Annotated in this window: 19 protein-coding genes and 1 pseudogene; 9 read left to right on the forward strand and 11 right to left on the reverse strand. The window is 38.3% G+C overall.

Annotated elements, in window-relative coordinates:
• Window positions 1-56: 56 nt before the first annotated feature.
• Together N178_RS15785 and N178_RS15790 are read right to left on the reverse strand one after the other, a co-directional pair.
• Window positions 57-599, reverse strand: coding sequence for a GNAT family N-acetyltransferase (locus tag N178_RS15785; RefSeq protein WP_045293381.1), 543 nt, complete (start codon window positions 597-599; stop codon window positions 57-59).
• Window positions 600-701: 102 nt separating this feature from the next.
• Window positions 702-1,115, reverse strand: a complete 414-nt coding sequence (locus tag N178_RS15790) for a hypothetical protein (protein WP_045293383.1) — start codon at window positions 1,113-1,115, stop codon at window positions 702-704.
• 181 nt (window positions 1,116-1,296) lie between these two features.
• Between N178_RS15790 and N178_RS15795 the strand changes: the two genes are divergently transcribed.
• Window positions 1,297-2,076 (forward strand): undecaprenyl-diphosphate phosphatase, encoded by a 780-nt coding sequence (locus tag N178_RS15795; RefSeq protein ID WP_045293385.1) that lies wholly within the window; start codon window positions 1,297-1,299, stop codon window positions 2,074-2,076.
• Between the two features lies 1 nt (window position 2,077).
• The gene (locus tag N178_RS15800; RefSeq protein ID WP_045293387.1) at window positions 2,078-2,416 is read left to right on the forward strand and encodes a hypothetical protein; all 339 of its coding nucleotides are present in this window, start codon (window positions 2,078-2,080) and stop codon (window positions 2,414-2,416) included.
• Between the two features lie 29 nt (window positions 2,417-2,445).
• Here the strand turns inward: N178_RS15800 and qoxD are convergent, their stop codons facing one another.
• The 6 genes from qoxD to N178_RS15830 all read right to left on the reverse strand — a co-directional run bounded on the left by qoxD (window position 2,446) and on the right by N178_RS15830 (window position 8,110).
• Window positions 2,446-2,754 (reverse strand): cytochrome aa3 quinol oxidase subunit IV, encoded by a 309-nt coding sequence (qoxD, locus tag N178_RS15805; RefSeq protein ID WP_013057824.1) that lies wholly within the window; start codon window positions 2,752-2,754, stop codon window positions 2,446-2,448.
• Window positions 2,755-2,757: 3 nt separating this feature from the next.
• Window positions 2,758-3,366 (reverse strand): cytochrome aa3 quinol oxidase subunit III, encoded by a 609-nt coding sequence (qoxC, locus tag N178_RS15810; RefSeq protein WP_013057825.1) that lies wholly within the window; start codon window positions 3,364-3,366, stop codon window positions 2,758-2,760.
• The gene (gene qoxB / locus N178_RS15815) at window positions 3,366-5,309 is read right to left on the reverse strand and encodes a cytochrome aa3 quinol oxidase subunit I (RefSeq protein ID WP_013083896.1); all 1,944 of its coding nucleotides are present in this window, start codon (window positions 5,307-5,309) and stop codon (window positions 3,366-3,368) included. Before qoxB ends, qoxC begins: the two co-directional genes overlap by 1 nt.
• A 46-nt stretch (window positions 5,310-5,355) precedes the next feature.
• Complete coding sequence (gene qoxA, locus N178_RS15820) at window positions 5,356-6,309, reverse strand: cytochrome aa3 quinol oxidase subunit II (RefSeq protein ID WP_013057827.1); 954 nt, start codon at window positions 6,307-6,309, stop codon at window positions 5,356-5,358.
• Window positions 6,310-6,876: 567 nt separating this feature from the next.
• Window positions 6,877-7,455: a hypothetical protein gene (locus tag N178_RS15825; protein WP_013057828.1), complete on the reverse strand. Its 579-nt coding sequence runs from the start codon at window positions 7,453-7,455 to the stop codon at window positions 6,877-6,879.
• A gap of 307 nt (window positions 7,456-7,762) precedes the next feature.
• Entirely contained in the window at window positions 7,763-8,110 is a 348-nt protein-coding gene (locus N178_RS15830) for a rhodanese-like domain-containing protein (protein ID WP_033580561.1), read from the reverse strand.
• Window positions 8,111-8,481: 371 nt separating this feature from the next.
• On the opposite strand from N178_RS15830, the gene N178_RS15835 reads away from it, so the two are divergent.
• Window positions 8,482-8,946, forward strand: coding sequence for a hypothetical protein (locus N178_RS15835; protein ID WP_237758491.1), 465 nt, complete (start codon window positions 8,482-8,484; stop codon window positions 8,944-8,946).
• Window positions 8,947-9,003: 57 nt separating this feature from the next.
• On the opposite strand, the gene N178_RS27085 is transcribed toward N178_RS15835, so the two are convergent.
• Window positions 9,004-9,156 carry a hypothetical protein gene (locus N178_RS27085; RefSeq protein ID WP_169746675.1) on the reverse strand — a complete coding sequence of 51 codons (153 nt, stop codon included), beginning with the start codon at window positions 9,154-9,156 and terminating at the stop codon, window positions 9,004-9,006.
• A gap of 504 nt (window positions 9,157-9,660) precedes the next feature.
• Here N178_RS27085 and N178_RS15845 point away from each other — a divergent pair.
• From N178_RS15845 to N178_RS15870, 6 genes and pseudogenes are all read left to right on the forward strand, one after another.
• The gene (locus tag N178_RS15845) at window positions 9,661-10,092 is read left to right on the forward strand and encodes a PAS domain-containing protein (protein WP_045293392.1); all 432 of its coding nucleotides are present in this window, start codon (window positions 9,661-9,663) and stop codon (window positions 10,090-10,092) included.
• Window positions 10,093-10,393: 301 nt separating this feature from the next.
• Window positions 10,394-10,753, forward strand: a complete 360-nt coding sequence (locus N178_RS15850; protein ID WP_028414427.1) for an ArsR/SmtB family transcription factor — start codon at window positions 10,394-10,396, stop codon at window positions 10,751-10,753.
• Window positions 10,754-10,784: 31 nt separating this feature from the next.
• Complete coding sequence (locus N178_RS15855) at window positions 10,785-13,343, forward strand: heavy metal translocating P-type ATPase (protein WP_045293393.1); 2,559 nt, start codon at window positions 10,785-10,787, stop codon at window positions 13,341-13,343.
• A 58-nt stretch (window positions 13,344-13,401) separates the two neighbouring features.
• Window positions 13,402-14,023, forward strand: a pseudogene (locus tag N178_RS15860) (class I SAM-dependent methyltransferase).
• A gap of 82 nt (window positions 14,024-14,105) precedes the next feature.
• Complete coding sequence (locus N178_RS15865) at window positions 14,106-14,612, forward strand: PCYCGC motif-containing (lipo)protein (protein ID WP_045293395.1); 507 nt, start codon at window positions 14,106-14,108, stop codon at window positions 14,610-14,612.
• 218 nt (window positions 14,613-14,830) lie between these two features.
• The gene (locus N178_RS15870) at window positions 14,831-15,148 is read left to right on the forward strand and encodes a DUF3243 domain-containing protein (RefSeq protein ID WP_045293397.1); all 318 of its coding nucleotides are present in this window, start codon (window positions 14,831-14,833) and stop codon (window positions 15,146-15,148) included.
• A gap of 47 nt (window positions 15,149-15,195) precedes the next feature.
• On the opposite strand, the gene N178_RS15875 is transcribed toward N178_RS15870, so the two are convergent.
• A complete protein-coding gene (locus tag N178_RS15875; protein ID WP_045293398.1) occupies window positions 15,196-16,041 on the reverse strand; it encodes an N-acetylmuramoyl-L-alanine amidase in 846 nt (281 codons plus the stop codon).
• A 353-nt stretch (window positions 16,042-16,394) separates the two neighbouring features.
• Window positions 16,395-17,018, reverse strand: a complete 624-nt coding sequence (locus N178_RS15880; protein WP_045293399.1) for a LysE family translocator — start codon at window positions 17,016-17,018, stop codon at window positions 16,395-16,397.
• Window positions 17,019-17,205: the final 187 nt, after the last annotated feature.

Below are 17,205 nucleotides of genomic sequence, written 5' to 3' on the forward strand. Positions count from 1 at the left end.
TAAGCACACGTCAAAAAAGCCGGCTTGTTGGGAAGCTGGCTTTTCGCTAGTAGATGTTAGCTTGATTTTTGATGCACATCACGCTGTACCCATTCACTTTCTAACATACTCATTTCAATTAAGCTCCAGTACTGTCCATCTACAAGCCGGACATCTCGAAGAAGACCTTCACGTGTAAAGCCAATTCGTTCATAAGACTGAATCGCCCGCTCGTTAAAATCAAAGACGCCGAGCGAAATTCGGTGAAGACCCAGTTCTTCAAAACCGAAAGCTAACACTTTTTCAAACATGTGCGAGCAAAGCCCTTTTCCTCTATACTTTTCACCAAGCAGCACTCGGCCAATTCTTCCTGTTTTGTGATAATAATCAATATGAGCCAGAGAGATATGCCCAATAAGCTGTTCATTTTCATCTATGACGGAAAAAGCATAGGTAGAAGCACCATCTTCATTTGCATATCGAATGTAGTGTTTTAACTGTCTAGGAGTAAGCGGAAAAGAGAAGCTAGAGCCACTCCATTGCACCATAAATGACTCAGAGGGAATCCACTCCATTAGCTGTTTAAAGTCTTTTTTGGAGAACGGTCGTAGAGCTATCACATAATTCTCCCCCTTAATTATTTCTGACTTTTCTAAATATATTACATTTATCATAATAAACTGTCAACTGTCTATGTAAAAAAAAGCCATCATTTCGATGACTTATAGCTGTAATGCTTTTCTGAGAAGAGTTAAATCATGAGTAAATTCAAAAAAATAGGTTCTATTTTCATTGTCAAATACCATCATGATTGGCTTTTGATTTGGCTCAAGAACAAAAATAACTTCACTTGCCAGCGTGTTGACCGCACTATTTTCAATTTTTACGGCTGGATCAAGAGGTATTTTAACAAGATAGCCTTTTTTAGGAAGCGGACTTGCCTTTTTATATAAACCAGTAATGGACGCAATACTTTTTTCAGCTTCTTTTTGAACACTTAGAGGTTTGGGCGTTGACCGAACAACTTTGCCCGTTTCAATTTGAAATACTTCTACTTTTGGCTGTTCGGCGCTTACTGCCTGCGGAAAAATAAAAGCAGCAAATACGACGCATACAGCAACCCATTTTCGTATCATTTTAAGCACCTCTTTCCGTAGTGGATGAGATGGAGATAAGAATGGTCGTCTCTTCTTATACTATGACCTATTTATATATATTTATTTCATCAAATGAATCCCTGCACTGCCATGTTTTTGTCATGTTCTCAGAACTTCCTCTATACACTACTAATAAGGACACGCTGTATGAGGTGATAAGATGTCGTGGTTTGAAGCATTTATTTTGGGAATCATCCAAGGGCTTACAGAGTTTTTACCGATAAGCAGCACGGGGCATTTGTATTTAGGGCGTCATTTATTTGGCTTAGACGATGCAGGATTGTATTTAGATACGATGCTGCATATGGGCACTCTGCTTGCTGTATTTGTCTTTTATAAGCGTGAGCTATGGCATATTATTCGTCATCCGTTTAGCAAGCTTACAGGGCTTTTAGTGATAGGAACGATCCCTGCAGTTGCAATTGGTCTTTTGTTCAAAGACTACTTTGACAGCATTTCTAAATCTGGCTTAACAATCGGCTGGGAATTTCTTGCGACGGGACTGCTGTTATGGTTTGGTGATTCCGTAAAAAATGGCTATAAAAAAATGGATCATATTTCATATGGAGATGCCTTTTTTATCGGCTCGTTTCAAGCAGCTGCGATATTCCCTGCTGTATCCAGGTCAGGCTTAACCATGGTAGCTGCGTTAATGCGAAAATTAGACCGTGAAACAGCCGCTTATTTTTCATTTTTATTGTCGACTCCGGCCATTTGCGGAGCAGTGTTACTTCAGTTAAAAGATGTAGTCACAGGTGAAGTGGAGCAGCTTTCCGTTTTCTTTTTATTCGTCGCTACCCTTTCATCTGCTTTATTTGGTTATGTAGCGGTAAAATGGATGATCAATTATTTAAAGCATCATTCGTTAAAAACCTTTGCGATTTACGTTTGGATATTAGGTGCAGTCGTGCTGATTTGTCAGTTTACGGGGGTGTTTTAAGATGAAGATAAAAGTCCGGACGCTTTTTTTAGTATTGTTTTTTGCCGGCATTTTAGTCGTAACAAGCTACGTTGATAACAATTCCCAGCAGTCGTTTGACAGCTTATCTCACCTTTCACTTGATGGAGGAGCTGTTGAAACCTCTGCAGATGAAGACGAGGCGGAACAATTAAATATGTCAGTCAAAGAAGTTCATGTTAAAACAGAAAAAAGAGGCGGATACCGAATTGAAGTATACGAACAAGTAAATGTTTATAGCGATGATAAAGGAAAAGTAGTAAAAAAAGTTCCCACGGGAGAATATCAAACGTTGAAATATAAACTGAATGAAAAAAAATAAACCACTTACCGAAGTAAGTGGTTTTATTTTTAATGGTTAAAGTGAGCTGCAAGAATCCACAGTGTACCAACAACGATACAAAGTGCAATAAAGAAACTGTAAAGAATATTTGCAACCTGTACTTTACCATTTTCACTTTCAGTCATGTGCATGAACATTACTAGCTGCATTGCTGCTTGTAATAACGCTAGGATCATGATAAGAGTCATCGTAATGCTTCTTGATAGATCAGCTAGCACTACTAAACCAAGCGCTGCGAATGTTAAGGCTAGTGAAAGGATAAGCCCAAATACATGACTAAGCGGAAAACCTGCTTTTTGGCCTTGTTTATTTTCCATGTCTTATCCCACCAATCCGTTCAAGTATACAAGCGTGAAGATGAAGATCCATACAACATCAAGGAAATGCCAGTATAAACCGATAATAAATACTTTACGAGCAGTAACTGGTGTTAATCCTCGTCTTACTAATTGAATAATAATACTGATTGCCCAGAATACACCGACTGTTACGTGAAGACCGTGCGTTCCAAGTAGTGTAAAGAACCCTGATAAGAAGGCACTTGTTTGCATTGTTGCACCTTCGTGAACTGCGTACATGTAAAACTCACGAATTTCGTAGAAAAGGAATCCTCCACCAAGAACAAGTGTAATAACAAACCAAACTAAAAGTCCTTTTAAATCATTATTACGCATTTTAAAGATGGCAATTCCCATCGTGAAACTACTGAATAGTAGTAACAGCGTTTCGATCATAAAATCTTTAACAACGAACAGTTCTTCTGCAGTAGGGCCACCCGCTGTGCGCGTATGGTACGTTAAGTACGTTACGAACAGCGTAGAGAACAACGCGATCTCGGCACCTAAGAAAATCCAGAATCCAAGGATATTCAGGCGACTTTGTTCTTCTTGGTATTCTAACGGCAATGATTTATCTAAATGTCCTGCCATTATTTGTCACCCCCTGTAATTCCTTCAACCTTCTTAATTTCATCTACTTTTACATAGAAGCCCGGATCATAATCAAATGAACGAGCAAGCATACAAGCAAAAATACCTGCTAATCCAACGATTGCCATTGGAATCCATTCAAATACTAAGCCAAATCCACCGATAAACCAGAAAATACCTGAGATAAACGGTACACCAGAGTTGCTTGGTAAGTGAATTGGTTTTAAGTCTTCTGCTTTAATTTCTGTTTCATTACGTTTTTTCATGTGCCAGAATGCATCCATTTCTTTCACATGAGGAATTACTGCAAAGTTGTAAGCTTGAACTGGTGATTTAGTCCACCACTCAAGTGTACGACCATCCCAAGGATCGTTTGCAGTGTCGCGTTTGTTTTTCCATGCACTGTATAATAAGTTAACTACTAATACGAAGAAGCCAAGACCCATTAAGAATGCACCGATTGTTGAAACTAAGTTTAGTCCATTCCAGCCAAGGTTGTCTGCATAAGTTTGCATACGACGAGTCATACCGTCTAAACCTAGGAAGAATTGTGGGAAGAAACATACGTTAAATCCAACAACAAAAATCCAGAATGAAATTTTTCCTAATTTTTCGTTCAGCGTATGACCGAAAATTTTCGGATACCAGAAGTATAAACCTGCGAAACAGCCAAACACTGTACCAGAGATTAATACATAGTGGAAGTGAGCGATTAGGAAGTAACTGTTATGATATTGATAATCGGCTGATGCCATCGCAAGCATAACCCCTGTTACCCCACCGATTACGAAGTTTGGAATAAACGCTAATGACCAAAGCATCGCAGTCGTAAATTTGATACGGCCTTTATACATTGTAAAGAGCCAGTTAAAGATTTTAACTCCGGTTGGTACGGCAATTAACATCGTTGTGATTGAGAAGAACGAGTTAACTGACGGTGAGTTACCCATTGTAAAGAAGTGATGCACCCATACAAGGTAACTTAAGAACGCGATACCGACCATTGATACTACCATTGCTTTATAACCGAATAAGTTCTTACGAGAATGTGTACTGATAACTTCTGAGAAGACACCGAATACCGGTAAAATAACGATATATACTTCAGGGTGACCCCAAATCCAGAATAAGTTAGCCCACATCATTGGAAGACCGCCGTTAGCCATTGTAAAGAAGGCTGTTCCGAATACACGGTCAAGTGTCATAAGTGCAAGCGCTACTGTTAATACAGGGAACGCGAAAATGATAATAATTGATGTGATGAAGATTGACCAAGTAAACATTGGCATTTTCATCATTGTCATGCCAGGGGCACGCATTTTTAAAATTGTTACAAAGAAGTTGATACCAGTCATTAATGTACCGGCACCAGCAATCTGTAGTGAAACGGCATAGAAGTTATTTCCGATACCCTCACTGAATTCTTTACCTGCAAGCGGGAAGTAACTTGTCCAACCTGCATCAGGAGCTCCTCCAATTACGAAAGAAAGGTTAAATAGCATTGCTCCCATAAAGAATGTCCAGAAACTAATTGCGTTTAAGAACGGATATGCTACGTCACGCGCACCAATTTGTAATGGAACGATTACGTTCATTAGTCCGATAATAAATGGCATTGCCATGAATAAGATCATGATAACACCGTGAGCCGTGAAGACTCCGTTGTAGTGATGTTCATCTAAAATGTTCATACCCGGGAATGCAAGCTGCATACGCATCATGATTCCATCGATTCCGCCGCGGAAAAGCATTAATACAGCTGAAAGGATGTACATGACACCGAGTCTTTTATGGTCAACTGTTGTTAACCATTCTGTCCATAACCATTTCCATTTCTTGAAATATGTTAAGACAAAAACGATACCGATGACCGTCATAGCGATTGCTGCGTCAGCAGCGTAAATCATAGGTTCGCCAGTGACGAAAAATTCATCTAGCTTCATTATGTCTTCCCCCAATCATTACGTTATTTAGTGTAATAAATGAATGTTATTCATGATTTGAGTGATCCATGTTTTCCATTTCTTCATTACTCGTTTTTTCGTCTTCTTTCATCTTGCTGTGATCATGTCCTGTACCACGTTCTAGCTCTTTGCCAGGAATGTATACATCTTTTGCATGGTCAATCCATTTTAAATGTGTACCGTTGTAAGTTTGACGACCAACAACGCCTGGGCTTAGGATTTGATCATATTTCTTTTCAGTCAATTTACCAGCTGTGCCTTTTACATCACTAACCCACTCTTTGAAGTCTTTGTCCGTTTGAGCTTGAACTTCGAACTGCATTTGAGTGAAATGTTCACCTGAGAAGTTAGCACTACGTCCCATATAAGAACCAGGCTTATCAGCTTCTAAGTATAATGGCATTGACATGTTGTTCATCGAATATTTTTGTCCGCCAAGTTCTGGTACCCAGAATGAGTTCATAGGTCCTTGAGCCGTTAACTCAAATTTCACTGGCGTATCTGCTGGAATGTTTACGTAGTTAACCGTCTCGATATTTTGTTCCGGATAGCTGAAAATCCATTTCCAGTTTGCAGATGTAACGTGAATCACGATTGGATCTTTATCCTTTGATTCTGCCGGTACTTCTTCTGCAGAGTAGATCGCTTTAACAGTTGGCACTGCTAATAGAATTAAGATGATGATTGGGAATGCTGTCCAAATAACCTCCATCTTTAAGTTACCTTCTTGCTCAGGTGGCTCATAGTCCATGTTTTCAGGTTTTTCACGATATTTGACAAGAACAAATATAAAAATAGCAAATACGACAACAACCACGATCAACATCATCCACATAGACCAAATGATTAAATCAGATTGCGTTTTTGCAACAGGACCTTGCGGGTTCAATACAGCAAGTTTTGAACAACCGCTCAAAAATACTAGTGAAAGCGCAGATAGTAAACCTACTAGCTTCCAAAATCCTTTTTTTGGTTTCACTTAAAACTCTCCTTTCTAACAACACATGATGCGAAGCCTATATTGATGAACATTCAAAATGCGCTATCTTTCGCTAGATAACGACATTTTTATACAGACTCTCTTCCCCCTTATTTGTAGGCCACTACTATTGTAATACAAAATGACATTTTTTTCGTCCCTTTTGCTTTATTTTTTTATATTAAAAATATTCTAATATAGTGACTGTACCAATGGGGTTAGAGTGCTTCAACCTTGCGATATTCTATCACATAATTTGGTATGAATAAATGTAAATAAAAGGATTCAGCTCCCATTTCTTAACTATTTCTTTAGGAATAACTGCAAAATTAGCTTTGCATGTTTGCTTCAACATTGATATATCAATACACATCGACATAATTGAATATTTTGTGACAAATTTTCAAAGAAAATGTGACGTCCTGTATGAAACTTATTTTGCCCGTTAATTCCCCTTTATTTTGTAGCAAATATTTGATTTTTTTGCTTAAAATTCTTTCTTTCGAAAATATGAACAAAACGTGAATTTTTCAAGAAAGCGTTTTACAATAGAAAAAGAGCTGCGTATTATTCACGCAGCTCTTGATCCATAAATTCTTTAACCGTGATATCATCCCCTGCTTTATCTAGCAGCGTTGTCGTTGCTGGAAACGGATGTTTAATATGACTCGGTATTTTTTCATACAGCACAAAATAATCACTTTTTGGAACCGCGGCATCAATTGTATATGTATCGTGCACCAAAGCCGCCTTTACTCGCTCAATTTGTTTACTTCTATTTGTCCCTGTAAACAGCGCATACGTCCCTTTATTTGTATGGATATCATCATAATCCACTAAATTGCTCATTTTGGTACTGACTTCAATACGCAGGCGTTTGTTCCATCCTTGCTTCAATACGGCCATTCCTTCTTTATCACCAGGTATGGAGAATAAGGCTATGTATGTATTAGAATGATCAACCCGTTTAAAATCTTGCAGCGTAATCCTTGCAGAACCATCAATACTTTCTTTATGCTCCCAATTTCGCAAATGCTGCTGCACACTTGCAGCATTGTTTTCAATCGGATATCGAATCATCTCATATGCAACAATTACAACCGCTATACAAATGAACAGAAATAGCAACCGCTTTATCTTTCGCACATCTATTCACCTTCCTTAGCTTACTCCCCTTTTATGTAATTGCCTAAATTATAACTTCCTATTAAACCTCTGTCTATGCACTAGGAGAACTACGTTGTTTTTTACCACAAAAGGGATTTTTCAAACCTTTTGTCATAAAAATACGCTAAAAGACTCAGTAGCTGTTGAACCAAAAGAAACCGATCCCTGCTTCCCTTCTTAATCCTTAAAGCAAAAAAAGATACCCATTTTGAAATGAGTATCGCTTAGCTTATCTATCATAGCCTTCTATATCAAAGTCGTTTAACGCTTATTTGTCGTGTTTTTATTATACACATCTTTCCGCACACATGTATCCTTTGACCTGATATCCATGTTTTTTTAGCTGCCGAATGCTTAAATTTCGGGAAATGCTGTCAGGAACAATTACGACCACTTCTTTATATGGAATTTCCTCATGCTGTCTCTCTAAATAAGGAAGCGGAATATGGATTGCTTTTTGACAGGGGTTTTGTTTCATTTCATGAAAATGACGAACATCTACATACGAAATCGTTGTAGAAGCACAGTCGACGGTCGTCACTTTCTTTATTCCTTGCACCGGCACATAGCGTTTATAAAAACTGTAACAAATTAATAAAAGTAAAATACCTATGCTCATATATAGTATCGCCATGTTTTCCTCCCAACTAATTTCTATACCCCTGTATGTATACTATATTTAAAAGAAAGAATCAACACAGAAGTACTCTATCTCATTTCTCTCTGCAAGAAAAATGGTCTTTTTACACTTTATTATGAAACCACAATAAAGTGACGAAATCAATCATTATTTATTTTGACTTTTCGAAAGATTTAAATACTAGTAAACAGATCGTTTTTTCTTATTATAATGAAGAAACGCAGAATTTTTATTCTCCTTTCCCGTTAAAACTGAGGTTCGCTTATGAGTAATACATTAGAACCAATGTTGCAAGAACCTCAGAAAAATGATTCTAAAAATGAAGGATGCGAGATAGGATAGTATGAACATGTGAAGGGAGAGATATGATGTTTGATTTGTACTATGTTGTATTGTTTACAGATCAAGGTGAGGTAGCAGGCACCTGCCCTATCTATATAAGTCCCGAAGAAGACGTTGAAAAAGAACTGTTAAAAAATATCACTTTGCATAAACAAAGGCTGCAGTCAAAAAAAGAAAAGGTTTTTTATTTTGACCAGGATAAAGAGGATATGACAGATGTATCCGATCACTATGCACACATCCTTAGATTTACTAACAACGACAGCCAAATTGCAAAATGGCTGGAAGAAGCACATGAAAAGCTGTGCAAAACCGGTGAACTTTCTGTGGAGAACGGTTATTTTCAAAGCGCTTTTATGCAATATATTAATCAAAAAAACAATGTTTTAGAAAATTACTCGTACGAAGTTTGTGAGAAATTGGTAAAATTTGTATACCAACCGAGAGATTATATTGTGATTGGCTCAGAAAAATACGAGTTAACTTAAAAATGCGATATACACAAAAAAGGAAAGCTTCGGAGACGAAAGCTTTCCTTTTTTAGATTAATCTCCATCAAGGTTTGCGCGACAATTATTATGAGACAAAGAGGTACTTTGTGCTTCATGCTGTTTTTTCTCCTCCTGCATTGTCATATCTTCTTTTTCGGTGCTCCCTTTAGCGATATGTTTAGTTTTCTTTCCTTGGTTTAATATCATGTTCATTCCCCTCTCTGGTGGATATAGTGTATGAAAATAACCCACACGCCATAAGAGGAAATGATATGAAAAAGCCCCTCTTAAATTGAATGAGCTTTCTGCCTAAAACTGCTTTTCCTTTTATTGCTGAATCCGCATGAAAGGATATTCTCTATTTTAAATGTTCGTTTCTCGTTCCTTAGTAAGCACCAAGCTTTTACGCTCTGAGGATAAATTTTATACACAATAATAAATCGCTGTGTCAAACATCCTTTATCGTCCATATAAATAATTTCAACAGGTCGTTTTGAAGAGTAGCTTTCTTGAAGTAGCTGTCGCATAGAATTCGCTCCTTTAATTTTCAGTTTATCGAACATATGTTCTTTTTTCAAGTGTTTTAAACTGAACAATTCTGTAGCTTTTGCAGCTTAAAACGGAGAAAAGAGTAGGGAAAATGATAAAAATCATACAAATATTAGGTAATTGTGATATGGTAAAAGAGATTACTTAAGTTGGGAGAGGTGCATGATGGAAAGTAACATACTTAAATGGATCCCCGTTCCTTACTTTCAATTAAATCAAGAAGGTGAAATTCTTCATTTTTCTAGTCAAGCACATTCTTATTTTTCTTCAGTCTCCAGTCTGTGGAGCATTATTCATAAAGACGACCGGAAACAAGCAATGTGGATGCTGTCACAGCACTCTTCATCTAACCCCGTCATCAGGCATTTGCGTTTGAGAACGAGCAATGATACATTTATGAATTTTAAATGCACGATTCATTGGAAAAATAATGTAGGGCATTTAGTATGCACCGAAAAGAAAAATGTCAAGGATCCATTAGATGTTGTATTATCTGCTCAATCCTATTTAGAAAACTCGGACAAACGATTAAAAGAGTCAGACAAGGTATTAAATAATTCAGCAGATTTATTATTTAATCGATTAAAACGATAACCAAATGAACATGGTTTGCACTGTATTCGGTTATTTCTCTCATTTTTAAAAGTCATAAAGAGGCTACCTATAAAGGTGGCTTTTTATTTTTGGAGCGCATTCCTAGCATTCTCCTTCCGCCCGCACGATTTAATGCAGAACACATACAATAATAGGCATACTTTCCATATTTATTTCTCCTATAAGTATGTTTAATTCAAAAATAAAATTCCGAATAATCAATAAATGTTTGAACATTTTTTAAAATTGGCATATATTATAAACAAACAATCATTTGAATGTTTGAATGAAGGAGGAAACTATGCCAAAAGACCGCTGTGATATTTATTGTTTTAACGAAGAAAAAGTGAATCGTATTAAGCCTTCTATCGATGTTGAAGCTGTTCAGGATATTTCTACGATGTTCAAAGCGTTGGGAGATGAAACGCGGCTGAAAATCGTATTGGCCCTTTATAAAGGTGAGGAATTATGTGTATGTGACGTAGCCAACATTGTAGGCTCTACGGTTGCTACTGCTTCTCATCACTTAAGACTGCTGCGAAATATAGGAATTGCCAATTATCGCAAAGAAGGAAAGTTAGCTTTTTATTCTTTAAGGGATGCACATATTAAACAAGTAATTGATATTATGTTTGCTAAAAAAGAAGATGTAACCATTTAAGTTTTTCTTACCGTATAGGGAGTGGGACACAATGAAACACGAAGACAAAAAACATCATCACCATACCGGAAGCTGCTGCAGCGGCCCTTCTTCATCAGAAATTGAGAATAGCTCCTGCTGCTCCTCTTCTTCAGAAGCCGCATCTACTGAAGAACCTTCTTCCTGTAGTACAAAGAGTCACGCACACAGTCACAGCTGCTGTTCAGATACGATTGCGTTAACGACTGATAAAAGCCAGCATTCTTGCTGCGGCGATCACGATATAGCAACCGGCAGTAATATAGAAGAAACGGCTGAATACCGCGTGTATGGAATGGATTGCCCTTCTTGCGCTGCTACGATTGAAAAAAGTTTAAAAACATTAAACGATATTCAACACGTAGCAATCAATTACAATACAGGAAAGCTTCAAGTGGCGGCGGCAAGTGAATCAGCTCTGTCACTCATTCCAAACTCAGTAGAAAGACTGGGCTTTAGTATTGAGCCTATTCAATCAAATAAGAAAATGAAAACGTATTTGATTGAAGGAATGGACTGCGCGGCTTGTGCGAACACGATTGTGAATCATTTAAAAACGGTTCCTGCTGTCAAAGACGTACGCGTTAACTTTTCAACGGGAAAAGCACAAATTGAGCATGATGATGAAGCTGATGACATTATTAAAGAAGTATCTAAAGCTGGCTACACCGCCACTTTAGTGACCAGCAGCAGGCAGCCTGCTGAATCTCGGCATCATAAAGGCAAAAATGGTCCGATTATTTTTTCAGGTATTCTCATCGCACTAGGTTTTATCGGTTCTCATACAGGAATTGCTTCTTATATGACAATTGTACTGTACGCTATTGCCATGATTGTTAGCGGATATAAGCCGGCTAAAAGTGCTTATTACGGAATCAAAAGCCGTTCTTTAGACATGAATGTTTTAATGACCGTTGCGGCACTTGGAGCAGCTGTTATTGGTGAATGGCTTGAAGGCGCTACGGTCGTTTGGCTATTTGCTTTAGGTGTAGCTCTGCAAACAAGGTCAATTGAACAAACAAGAAACTCGATACGAGGTTTGATGGATCTAGCCCCTTCTGAAGCATGGGTAAAGGAAAACGGCCAGCTGATTAAAAAAGCAGCGGAAGATATTTCAATTGGCAGCACGATTGTTGTAAAGCCAGGAGACCGAGTTCCGCTCGATGGTGAAATTATAAACGGCGAATCCAGTATCAACCAAGCTCCTATTACAGGTGAATCTATTCCCGTTGATAAAGTAATTGGCGATGCTGTCTATGCCGGCACGATTAACGAAAGCGGATCTTTAGAAATTAAAGTAACAAAGCTAGTCGAAGATACGACAATTTCTAAAATCATTCATTTAGTGGAAGAAGCGCAGGAGAAAAAAGCGCCGACTCAAGCATTTGTTGATAAATTTGCAACCATTTACACACCTATTGTCTTTATTTTAGCTTTATTCATTATGGTCATCCCTCCCCTGTTTGATGGTGCATGGAGCGAGTGGTTTTACAAGGGGCTTGAATTATTAGTTGTGGCTTGCCCATGTGCCCTAGTCATTTCTACTCCCGTCGCCATTGTATCTGCGATTGGAAACGCGGCGAAAAATGGCGTACTTATTAAAGGCGGGACGTTTTTAGAAAAAGCAGGTGCAATCAATGCGATTGCTTTTGATAAAACAGGAACGCTGACTGAAGGAAAACCAGCCGTTTCAGAAGTTGTTTCCCTTGGTGCTGAAGAAAATCAGCTTTTAGCGGTAACCAAAACGCTTGAAGACTATTCGAATCATCCCATCGCCCGGGCTATCGTGGATTATGCAGCGGAGAAAAAAGTCGTTTCTTTACAAGGATCAAATTTTAAAATTCTTACAGGAAAAGGCGTGCAAGCAACAATTAAAGACACGGTCTATTACGCCGGTAATGCAAAATTATTCTCAGATTTAGGAACGCCTCTATCCCACTGCTGGTCTCATATTGAAAAGCTTCAAAACGAAGGTAAAACGATTATTATGGTCGGAACAGCTAAAAGTGTTCTAGGCATTATTAGCGTAGCTGATACCATCCGACATACAACCGTATCTGCTTTAGAAAGCCTCAAGCAAAACGGAATGCAGCAAATTGTGATGTTAACCGGTGATAACGAAGGAACAGCTAAAATGATTGCTTCTCAGTCTCGAGTAGACCGCTATTTCGCCGATTTGTTGCCTGAAGACAAAGTAAAGGCCATACAGCAGCTTCAGCATGAAGGGTATCAAACGGCTATGGTTGGAGATGGAATTAATGATGCCCCTGCCCTTGCTACTGCTGATCTTGGCATTGCAATGGGTGGTGCTGGTACTGATACAGCCATGGAAACAGCTGATATTGTCCTGATGGCAGACAACTTAGAAAAGCTTCCTCATACAATGAAGCTAAGCCGCAAAGCGTTAGCTGTTATCAAACAAAACATTTGGTTTTCTATTATTGTTAAAGTCATTGCCTTAGCCTTTATCTTCCCAGGTTGGCTTACTTTGTGGATTGCCGTCTTAAGCGATACAGGAGCAGCGCTACTTGTTATTTTAAACAGCCTTCGCTTACTCAAAATGAAAAAATAAATGGAATCCATAAGCTTTCCAACAGGCGTTGGAAAGTTTATTTTCTAGGAGGGTTTACGTGAATAACCGCTGGAATCAATTTATTTATAAATGCTGGGCCCCTTTTTATGATGTCTTTTTTAATAACGGGATGTTTTATCGAGCCAGAAAAAAAGTCTTTCAAGACGTCCACTTTTCGTCTGAACAGCGCATTTTATTTGTAGGTGTTGGAACGGGTGCCGATTTAGCTTTTATTCCTCCTCAAGTAAATGTAACAGCCATCGACTATTCCAGTGAAATGCTTCAAAAAAGCAAAAGATAAATACAAAAACCCGTCTATAACTTTCCACCAAATGGACGCTCAGCAGCTAACATTCGACTCTTTTTCGTTTGATGTTGTTGTAGCAAGCTTAATTCTTAGCGTAGTGCCTGATGCAAAGCAAGCTTTAAAAGAAATGACAAGAGTAGTAAAGCCTAAGGGAACTATCCTGATTTTTGATAAATTTGAAACCAAAAAGAAATCAGCGGCTTTTCCTAAAAAGATATTCCGCCCTGTCGTAAAATTACTAGGAACGGATATTGGCCTCTCTTTTGAACCTATGTTTGAAGCAAGCCGGAATCAGCTTATCTTGAAGGAAAATTCAAGCGTCATGTTGAAAGGTATGTACCGGAAAATTATTTTGCAGAAAGTTGATGAATGACTTTGAAAAGGAATGATGTCTTTTTAACGTGATAAATGTACATATCACTCTATCTTTAATTGAAGAAAGGATGAACATTTTGATGATAAAATCAAAGGTCATACCAGTTGTCCTTGCAGCAGGCATGGTGTCCGGCTGCGGAAACGAAAGTAAAGAAAGTTCAAGTAGCAAACAGACAGAAACAACACAACATGAAGAACATCAGCAACATACATTAGGGGATAAACGAGAAGAAACAAAAAATAGTGAAACTCTCCCTTCCTTTCTGAGTGACAAGCCCGAAGATATGCAGCTTATTTATGCAGCCGCTGCTAAACATCAAACCTTACTTGAAAACATTCCTTGCTACTGCGGATGTGGAGAAGAAGCTAATCATCAAAACAACTATGACTGTTTTATCTTTGAAAATAAAGAAAACGGCGCAGTGACGTGGGATGATCACGGAACAAAATGCGGTGTCTGTTTAGAAATAGCGGCTCAAGCTGTAGTAGACTACAGCAAAGGCAAAAGCATTGAAGACATTCGTCAAGAAATTGATAATAAATATAAGGAAGGCTATGCCACGCCTACTCCTACGCCCGAAGTATGATGCTTCAGTATAAAACTCAGCAAAAGACTTTGATTTCTTTATTCAAAGTCTTTTTTTGTCACTTTATTATTGGTTGATAAAATCTCCTTTGACCTCACCTTTTTAAGTCCTTGTAAAAGGCCATCATGTAAAAATAACACATTTGGACGTTTATTTACTGAATCCTCAGGGAAAATGCTTTCTAACACCCAAATATAACCATGAGAGGAGAAAAAACTATGAGTAATTCTGTAGAAACAAATCATTCAGCAAAAGTTGAAGGAGCAATTAATTCTATGAGCGAGGAGAAAAAAGAGGATATTCTTTCTAGCTTCGAAGGATTTAAAAATTATCTAGGGGACAAGGTCTCAAAAGGTGAAAAGTTAGGAATGAATGAGGAACAGCTGGCTAAAACAGCTCAGAAAGTAGCTGATTACCTCGCTAAGCATGAAGAGCCGCGCAATCGAGAGGAAAACCTGCTTCACGAACTGTGGAAGGTTGGAGACAAAGAACAGCAGCATCACCTTGCCCACATGCTTGTAAGATTAGTTCAATAATAAAAAAAGATGACACGCTGCCGTGTCATCTTTTTTATTTACAAATATTAAACAGCGGGAATGATAATTTGCTGACCAATTTGCAGGTTTGTAGGATCTACACTGGGGTTTGCATCCTGCAGCTGCTGAACAGTAATATTATACTTCTTTGCAATGCTATAGAACGTATCTCCTGCTTGTACAGTATACGTAGTAACAGGAAGAACAATTTGCTGACCAATTTGCAGTTTTGTAGGATCTACGCCGGGATTTGCATCCTGCAGCTGCTGGACGGTGATATTATACTTCTTTGCAATGCTATAAAACGTATCTCCAGATTGAATGGTATAGAATGTAACTTCATTAGAAGGTAATTTTAAATATGCAGCAATTCCACGCGCGTGTGCTTCTCCCACTTCACGAAGAAACGTTGCGTTTTTTAATTTTTCAGCGTCGGCTGTCGTATCGATAAACAAGTTTTCTGTTAAAACAGCTGGCATATTTGTTTCACGCAGTACAGCGTAATTAGCCGTTTTTAAACCGCGATCTACAATCGTTCCAAATTTGCGCATGGTTGGTAAAATCTCCGTATGCAGCTCTTTTTGTAAAAGAGAAGATTGACTTCCCTCTTGTGATGGATACCGATACGTTTCAAATCCAGTACCTCCACCGGCATTAATGTGCATGGAAACAAATATATCCGCTCCCCACGCATTAGCCCGGTTCGCTCGATCTGATAATGAAACGAACACATCGGTTGAACGAGTTACTTGAACATCTACTAAATAGTTATGCTCTAAATACGCCCGCGCGTGTAGTACAAGCTGCAGCGTAATATCTTTTTCACGCAAATTATTTCCTAAAGCGCCTGAATCTGTACCGCCGTGCCCTGCATCTAGCCATACTTTTTTCATGTGAACCTTTCCTTTCAAACATAATATGAAAGAACTTAGGATTAACACCGGCTTTGTCCGATGTTTTATCTCTCATTCTATATATATATGTAAGTGGACAAGAAGGGTTCGTCCCTTTAAAGATTGGAGAACAATCACTCAACAAACTGGATTTTACTTGTTTCTCTTTGCTGTTTTTAAAGTACAAAAGAAAGATGAAAGCTATGGTCACCATAACAATAAAAAAATCCGAACGAGTTGGATTCTCCATCAAGAATCTACATTCATCGTTCGGATTTCCCTTCAACTAAACTACTTTTGTCCACGCCTCTTAATAATAAAGATAAAAAGCTGGTTCACCATGGTATCCCCTTCTATTTCTCGCTAAAAGCAATTTTTAGCCCAATAAGCGTAAAAATAGAACCTTGCACGAAATTAAGCCGCTTAGACAGCGCCGGAGATTTTCGCAAAAACTCCCCTACTTTCCCTGCAAATAGACTAATTAACGTAAAAATAATCAGCGCTTGAACTAAAAATACAGCTCCATAACCAAGCATTTGCTGTGCTGCGTGTCCGGCTGAATGGTTTACAAACTGAGGTAAAAGAGCAAGAAAAAAAAGCGAAACTTTTGGGTTTAGCAGATTCATAATCACTCCTTTTTTATATAGCATCTTATACTCAACAGCTTCTTTATTTTCAACAGCAAGAGCGGAATCTTTCGCTGTGAACGTCTTATAAGCGAGATATAATAAATAAGCTGCCCCAGCGTATTTCACGATAGCAAACGCTAAAGCCGATTGATAAATAATAGCCGACAGACCCAACGTTGCCGCTGCTATATGACCAAGCAAGCCCGTGCAAAGCCCTAATGAAGTAGAAATTCCTGCATATTTACCGTTTGATATACTTTGTGCTAAAACAAATAAGTTATCAGGACCAGGCATAACCGTAAGCAAAGCGGCTACACCTAAAAAAGAAGTGATTGATACGATATCCATAAGTCGTTCTCCCCCTGCATGATTTTGCCCACCATTATAGCATTTTTTACTATTTAGTATTCAAAAAATTAAAATTTATCCACAAAAGAAGAGGATGACACATAACTAAATCAATCTAATATAAGCTGGACTGCTTGTTACACCGCTGTTGATTTCCGTGCAAGGCTTCGCTTTCCGCGGGCGGCCA

The sequence above is a fragment of the Priestia aryabhattai B8W22 genome, from assembly GCF_000956595.1.
GTDB lineage: Bacteria > Bacillota > Bacilli > Bacillales > Bacillaceae_H > Priestia > Priestia aryabhattai.

Coding starts and splice junctions, on each gene's coding strand:
- N178_RS15790 (WP_045293383.1), bottom strand. CDS start 1,115: ATGATACGAAAATGGGTTGCTGTATGCGTCGTATTTGCTGCTTTTATT.
- N178_RS15795 (WP_045293385.1), top strand. CDS start 1,297: ATGTCGTGGTTTGAAGCATTTATTTTGGGAATCATCCAAGGGCTTACA.
- N178_RS15800 (WP_045293387.1), top strand. CDS start 2,078: ATGAAGATAAAAGTCCGGACGCTTTTTTTAGTATTGTTTTTTGCCGGC.
- qoxD (WP_013057824.1), bottom strand. CDS start 2,754: ATGGAAAATAAACAAGGCCAAAAAGCAGGTTTTCCGCTTAGTCATGTA.
- qoxC (WP_013057825.1), bottom strand. CDS start 3,366: ATGGCAGGACATTTAGATAAATCATTGCCGTTAGAATACCAAGAAGAA.
- qoxB (WP_013083896.1), bottom strand. CDS start 5,309: ATGAAGCTAGATGAATTTTTCGTCACTGGCGAACCTATGATTTACGCT.
- N178_RS15830 (WP_033580561.1), bottom strand. CDS start 8,110: ATGGCGATACTATATATGAGCATAGGTATTTTACTTTTATTAATTTGT.
- N178_RS15835 (WP_237758491.1), top strand. CDS start 8,482: ATGATGTTTGATTTGTACTATGTTGTATTGTTTACAGATCAAGGTGAG.
- N178_RS27085 (WP_169746675.1), bottom strand. CDS start 9,156: ATGATATTAAACCAAGGAAAGAAAACTAAACATATCGCTAAAGGGAGC.
- N178_RS15845 (WP_045293392.1), top strand. CDS start 9,661: ATGATGGAAAGTAACATACTTAAATGGATCCCCGTTCCTTACTTTCAA.
- N178_RS15850 (WP_028414427.1), top strand. CDS start 10,394: ATGCCAAAAGACCGCTGTGATATTTATTGTTTTAACGAAGAAAAAGTG.
- N178_RS15855 (WP_045293393.1), top strand. CDS start 10,785: ATGAAACACGAAGACAAAAAACATCATCACCATACCGGAAGCTGCTGC.
- N178_RS15865 (WP_045293395.1), top strand. CDS start 14,106: ATGATAAAATCAAAGGTCATACCAGTTGTCCTTGCAGCAGGCATGGTG.
- N178_RS15870 (WP_045293397.1), top strand. CDS start 14,831: ATGAGTAATTCTGTAGAAACAAATCATTCAGCAAAAGTTGAAGGAGCA.
- N178_RS15875 (WP_045293398.1), bottom strand. CDS start 16,041: ATGAAAAAAGTATGGCTAGATGCAGGGCACGGCGGTACAGATTCAGGC.
- N178_RS15880 (WP_045293399.1), bottom strand. CDS start 17,018: ATGGATATCGTATCAATCACTTCTTTTTTAGGTGTAGCCGCTTTGCTT.